This is a genomic window from Geoglobus sp., from assembly GCF_054018175.1.
Genome location: NZ_JBPLZQ010000093.1, coordinates 1 through 6,328, shown reverse-complemented (window position 1 = coordinate 6,328; position 6,328 = coordinate 1). Strand labels below are relative to the sequence as shown.

Below are 6,328 nucleotides of genomic sequence, written 5' to 3'. Positions count from 1 at the left end.
TTTCTGCTCAGGGTTGTTGAGAGGGACGTGCTCAACTCGGTCCTGACCCCTGTTCTGGGGGCTGTTCTGATGACCAGCGCTCTGGTTGGCATGCTCAGAAGAGACATAACCCCTCCGGTGAGGCCGAGGATGTACCACCTGTACATTCTGGGTTTCGCTGTCGGACTCACGGTCCAGTTCACGTCCGTGGGTGCGGGAGTGATAGTGAGCTTCGCCCTGATGAATCTCGCCAAAATCTCGCCATCCGAGGTCGTTGGAATAACGATATTCTACGGACTCCTCCTTTCGGTGATGAGCTTCGTCAGCTACGCGTCGATAAACAGCGTTGATTACGGCGTTTCGCTAATGCTGATTTCCGGATCGGTCTTCGGGATTTTCGCAGGCACGAAGCTCGGCGCAAAATTTGACGGTGCGAGGCTCAAGGATGTCATAAACCTCCTCATCGCGGTCATAGGAGCAACCATACTGATAGACTACTGCTTTTTTAGGCTTTGACCGATCAGCACCATAGAATTCACTCGACCGTCACGCTCTTGGCGAGGTTCCTCGGCTTGTCGATCTCACACCCCCTCGCCCTTGCGGTGTGGTAGGCGAGGAGCTGAAGGGCGACCGAGTGGGTTATCGCGGCGAAGATTGGCTTCGACGCAGGCACTCTGATGGTGTGGTCGACGTACTTCTCCACCTCTGTATCGCTCTCCTCCGCAACCGCAACGACAGTGGAGTCCCTCGCCTTGACCTCCTTGATGTTGTTCAGCATCATCTCGTAGGTTCCATCCGGTATTACCGAGGCAATAACCGGCGTCCTCTCACCGAGGAGGGCAAACGGCCCGTGCTTGAGCTCTCCCGCCGGATACGCCTCAGCGTGAATGTACGAGATCTCCTTCATCTTCAGCGCGCCCTCCATTGCTATCGGCACTCCAATGCCCCTGCCAACGTACATCATGTTCTCGTAACCTGCAAGCTCTTCCGCTATGCCCCTTATTTCCTCCTCCCTCTCGAGGACCCTTTTAACGAGTTCAGGCATCATCCTGAGCTCGTCCACGAGCCTTTCGACCTCGCTTTTCGGTTTTGCAGACAGCCTGAAGGCGAGCAGGTACAGCACAACAAGCTGGGCAATGAAGGACTTTGTTGCAGCAACGCTTATCTCCGGCCCAGCTCTCGTGTAGAGAACGTGGTCAGCAATTCTCGTGGCCGTACTTCCGAGAACGTTCACAACCGCGAGGGTTCTCGCACCGAGCCTTTTCGCAATCCTCATCGCCTCGAGCGTGTCTGCGGTCTCTCCGGACTGGGTTATGGCTATGGCAAGGGCCCTGTGCATGGGTGGCTGGTGGTAGATGAACTCAGAGGCGAACTCGACCCTCACGGGAATTTCGCTAAGCTCCTCTATAAGGTACTTGCCGACGAGTCCCGCGTGATACGACGTTCCGCAGGCAAGGAAAACAACCTCGGAGATTCCGGCTGAGAAGCTCGCGTCAATCTCGATGTCCTCCGACAGGTACTCGAAGAGAGTGTCCTCAATGACCTTCGGAGTCTCGTGAATCTCCTTGAGCATGAAATGCTCGTACCCTCCCCTCTCCGCGTCCTCGATACTCCAGGGGATCGTGACGACCTCTCTCTCCACCTCTTTACTGCCGTTCCAGATTTCCAAACCGCCGTTCCGGAGCCTTACAACATCACCGTCCTCGAGGTAGATCACCCTGCTGGTGTAGTCCAGAACCGCCGGAACGTCCGAGGCGATCAGCCACTCTCCATCTCCAACCCCGATGACGAGGGGGCTCCTGTATCTCACGGCCACGAGCTCCTCGCTATCAGCGTGCATCGCAACCACCGCATAGGAACCGTTCAGCCTTTCAACCGCCTTCATCACCGCCTCCTTCAGGTCCCCACAGTACTCCTCCTCTATGAGGTGGGCTATCACCTCGGTATCGGTTTCCGAGCTGAACACGTGCCCCCTGCTCTCGAGCTCCTCCCTTAGGTGCTGGAAGTTCGAGATTATGCCGTTGTGCACGACCGCTATTTTCCCGCTGCAGTCCGTGTGGGGGTGGGCGTTGATCTCCGATGGCTTTCCGTGGGTGGCCCACCTCGTGTGTCCGATCCCTATGCTGCCCTCAGCCACAGCGTATCCTTCAACCTCGCCAATCGCCCCGACCCTCTTTATGATCCATATTCCGTTCCCGTGCCTTACGGCGACACCCCAGGAGTCATACCCCCTGTACTCGAGCCTCTTCAAAGCCGAGATTATCACCTGATCGGCTTTCCTGAAACCGATGTACCCGACGATCCCGCACATTCACAACACCCTCGAGCCGTCAGGAATGATGCCAGAGACGACCTTCAGGGGGCTCACCTCCACCCCGTTCCCGACTATGGTTCCGGGGAGAAGCGTAACCTTCGCTCCGATCCTGCTCCCCTCTCCAACAAACGCACCAGTTTCGATTTTAAGCACTTTTCCATTCTCCTCTACAGAAGCAGAGTCCTTCACCGCCGTGAAGCCCGGCATGATCCTGGTTCCTGAGTCGACGACTGAGTGCTCGATCCTGCTCCCACTCCCTATCCTTACGTTGTCCCCAATAACGCTGTTTTCAATCACAGTAAACGGCTCAATCTTCGTGTTGCTGCCGATCGACACTCCAGGGCCTATGACTGCACCTGGACCTATTTCGCAGTTCTCGCCTATGAAAACCGGTCCCCTTATGTAAGTGCCGCTCCTGATCAGGGAACCCTCACCAATAACAACATCTCCCAGAATTTGAACGCCGCTCTCCACCTTTCCGGAAATCACCCTTCCCCCAGAGCTGAGGGCCATCTCGTTCACCCGGGGGATGTCCCAGGGGTAGACAATGTCCAGCCAGACGCCTTCGCTCTCGACCGCCGTGAACTCAACGCCATCTTCACTCATGGAGTTTATCACGGCGGTAAGGTCGTTCTCGTTCCCGATGTAATGGAACACCGAGGTGTCGAGATGATAAACCCCGGTATTTGCCAGGTAGCTCACATCTTCAGCAGGCTTTTCCACTATCTCGATTACTCTCCGCCCCTCCAGCCTCAAAACACCGTATTTGGTTGCATTCTCCACGACCCTGTAAACCACCGAATTTCTCACCTTTAACGCGCTCCTTACCACCCTCACATCAATTATGTTGTCCCCGGGCACGACCACGAACTCCCCATCAACAAATCCTTCCGCCTGCCTGATGGCATGGGCTGTTCCGAGCTGCTGTTCCTGAAAGGCGTACTCGATTTTAACTCCAAATTTTTTCCCGTCTCCAAAGTAGCTCATCACCCTGTCCTTCCTGTAGCCAACCACCATCACTATATCGCGAATGCCAGCATTTCTGAGGGCATCGACCACATACTGGAGGACAGGTCTGTTTCCAACTCTTATCATGACCTTGGGCTTTCCAGCCGTGAACGGCCTCAGCCTCTGCCCTTCCCCGGCCGCAAGAACAACCGCCTTCATAACACACCACCTAAAACACCCGGGAGTGCGGCTGGATGAATCCGCCGGCTACAGCCCCCGGACCGATAAAAACGTCATTACCAATCAGGCTGCCGACGTTTATCGAGGCATTTATGCCCGTTTTTACGTTATCACCTACGGCGGCTCCGAACTTCTTTCTGCCCGTATTCACAGGCTTTCCCTTCACGTTTACGGTGATCTCACCCTCGTCAAGTCTGAGATTTGCGATTTTCGTTCCAGCCCCAAAGTTGCAGTTCTCGCCGATGACCGAGTCTCCGATGTAGTTGAGGTGCGGAACATTCGTGTTGCTCATGATTATGGAGTTCTTGATTTCGACCGCGTTTCCAACGTGGCAGTTATCTCCTATGGAAGTGTGCGGCCTTATGTAGCAGTTTGGCCCTATCCTGCAGTTCCTTCCGATAATTACCGGCCCGACTATGTAACTGCCGGCCATGACGACGCTGCCCTCTCCAATAACCACGTTGCCCTTTATCACGGCCCCCTCCTCCACCTCAGCCCTGATGTCCCTCTCGATTTCCGACAGCAGGATTTCGTTCGCCCTCAGCATGTCCCAGGGGTAGCCCACGTCAATCCACCTCTCGATGCGCACCGCCTTGAATTCAACTCCGTCCTGAACTGCCATCGTTATCGAGTCCGTGATCTCGTACTCCCCTCTGATGGAAACAGGAGTTCTCCTCAGATACTCGACGATCTCCTTCGTGAAGACGTATATGCCCGCGTTAATGAGGTTGGATTTCGGAACCTCCGGCTTTTCGATTATCTCCCTGACCACCCCATCCTTCACCGTGACCACTCCAAAGTCCTGCGGATTCTCGACCTCCCTCACGGCAATGGCCATCTCCTCTCTCAGGAGGTTTTTCAGGTCGTCCTCAAAAACGATCGCATCACCGTTCAGCATTACAAACCGATCCTCCAAGAGGTGTTCCGCAGATAAGAGCGCGTGAGCCGTGCCGAGCTGCCTGCTCTGCCTGACGTACCTTATTCTCACACCACCGAATTCGTCGCCAAAGTGCTCCCTCACCCTCTCCTCCCTGTATCCCACAACGAGTATAACCTCATCAACTCCTGCTCCAATCAGGTTCTCAACCACGTGCTGGAGAATCGGTTTGTTCGCAACTGGAAGCATGACCTTCGGTTTCGTGTACGTGAGGGGTCTCATTCTGGTTCCTTCACCTGCTGCAAGGATTACGGCCTGCATCTCAACCCCTCAGTAAAGATTTGATTTCGTCCTCAACACTGTGTTTTGGTTCAAAACCAATAAGTTTTTTTATTTCCTCAGTATCGACTTCAAAATTCTCAGCATGGGTTTCACGTTTTCTCGGGTTTTCGATCAGTTCAATTTCAATTGGTATTGGGGAATTCTTCTTTACGAGTTCGGCAATCTCCATAATAGAGAGACATTCTCCACTTGCGAGAGTTACAAAGTTTAGTCCTTCGGGCATTTTCTCAACTGCCAGAACATAAGCATCAATAACATCAAGCACATGTATGAAGTCCCTGGCCTGAGTCCCTGGTTTGTGAACAGTGAGGTTTTCACCTCTTCTTGCCCTGTCAACAAATATGTTTATAACCGTCCTCTTGCTTATTTTTGTTCCGTCGAGCAGGTACTCACCATACAGGTTGGATTTCACGAAAACCAGTGCGTTGAATGAATTTCTCGAAAAAGTTTCAATAATGTTCTCTCCAGCCACCTTGGTGAATCCATAGACGTTCAACGGATCCCTAGGATGATCGGCTTTTATAGGCAATATTTCCGGGTTTCCAACAACAGCCATCGAGGACGGAAAGATCAGATCAATGTTGTATTTCCTGCATATCCATGCGATGTTTGCTGTGCCAGTGATATTCACATCATAAGCCTTGTCAGGATATTTTTCGCAATCCACAACACCTGAGATTGCTGCCAAATGCACCACAACATCACAGTGTTTGATGATCTGCTCCACCTCAAGCCTGTCTCGCACATCTGCCCAGATAATGTCCACACCACCGACACTTGACACCTGTGAGTTGTAGAAGTTATCGAGCATGACCACTTCATGATCTTTTTCCATCAGCTTTGCTGAAAGGCCCGCACCAACGTATCCTCCTGCCCCTGTGACTGCAATCTTCATACGGATCACCCATTCATCCCATTCTACTGTGATTTCTCAAATATTTTAATTTCGATGCAAGATCGTTTACCCCGTTTTTGAGTGTGATTTCAGCTTCAAAACCATTTTTCGTTGCTTTAGTGAAGTCTACATGGTAACTGAACTCAGGCTTTTTGTCACCTAAATATACCAGCTCGACCTCCGGGTTTACAGTCTCCTTCACTATCTCTGCTAATTCTCCAATAGTGTGATTCTCTTTCCCAACGTTGTATATTTCACCGGGTTTTCCCTTTTCAAGGAAATGGAGAAATGCTCTTGCTGCATCCCTCACATGAATGAAAGGTCTCCAGTTGCCACCATCTCCAAACACAGTAAGAGGGTAGTTCATCAAAGCCCTCAGGGTGAAGTAGTTTGCCACAAGGTTGAACCTAACTCCCGGGCTGTAGCCAAAAACCGATGCAAGCCTGAGAACGACAATATCAAGTCCATATGTTTGGTGATACTCAATGCATAGCATTTCAGCTTCAAGTTTTGATTTTGCATAGGGATTGAGAGGGTTCACCTCTGAACTCTCGTTCAGATTTCCACCTATGCCATAGAGATTGCATGTGGAGGCAAAAACAACCCTGACATCACGCCTCCTTGCGAGTTCAAGGACATTCTCTGTGCCCTTCACGTTAACAGAGCTAACATCCTCACTAACGCCATCAACCAACCCCGGAGCCGTTGGCAGTTTTGCAGCAAGATGTATTAC

The 6,328-nt window shown here is 52.2% G+C and carries 6 protein-coding genes; 1 reads left to right on the top strand and 5 read right to left on the bottom strand.

Translation table 11 applies throughout. From position 1 onward, the window contains the following. On the top strand, nucleotides 1-495 hold a 495-nt coding region (locus ACXJJC_RS07220; RefSeq protein ID WP_456370578.1), incomplete at its 5' end, for a sulfite exporter TauE/SafE family protein. Nucleotides 496-514: 19 nt separating this feature from the next. Here ACXJJC_RS07220 and glmS read toward each other — a convergent pair. The 5 genes from glmS to ACXJJC_RS07195 form a co-directional block, all read right to left on the bottom strand. Then, a complete protein-coding gene (gene glmS, locus ACXJJC_RS07215; RefSeq protein ID WP_456370576.1) occupies nucleotides 515-2,290 on the bottom strand; it encodes a glutamine--fructose-6-phosphate transaminase (isomerizing) in 1,776 nt (591 codons plus the stop codon). Further along, the gene (gene glmU, locus ACXJJC_RS07210) at nucleotides 2,291-3,460 is read right to left on the bottom strand and encodes a bifunctional sugar-1-phosphate nucleotidylyltransferase/acetyltransferase (protein WP_456370574.1); all 1,170 of its coding nucleotides are present in this window, start codon (nucleotides 3,458-3,460) and stop codon (nucleotides 2,291-2,293) included. A gap of 10 nt (nucleotides 3,461-3,470) precedes the next feature. Continuing rightward, on the bottom strand, nucleotides 3,471-4,679 hold the full coding sequence (gene glmU / locus ACXJJC_RS07205; RefSeq protein ID WP_456370573.1) for a bifunctional sugar-1-phosphate nucleotidylyltransferase/acetyltransferase: 1,209 nt from the start codon (nucleotides 4,677-4,679) through the stop codon (nucleotides 3,471-3,473). A 1-nt stretch (nucleotide 4,680) separates the two neighbouring features. Beyond that, nucleotides 4,681-5,595, bottom strand: a complete 915-nt coding sequence (locus ACXJJC_RS07200) for an NAD-dependent epimerase/dehydratase family protein (RefSeq protein WP_456370571.1) — start codon at nucleotides 5,593-5,595, stop codon at nucleotides 4,681-4,683. 13 nt (nucleotides 5,596-5,608) lie between these two features. Continuing rightward, on the bottom strand, nucleotides 5,609-6,328 hold a 720-nt coding region (locus ACXJJC_RS07195), incomplete at its 5' end, for an NAD-dependent epimerase/dehydratase family protein (protein ID WP_456370570.1).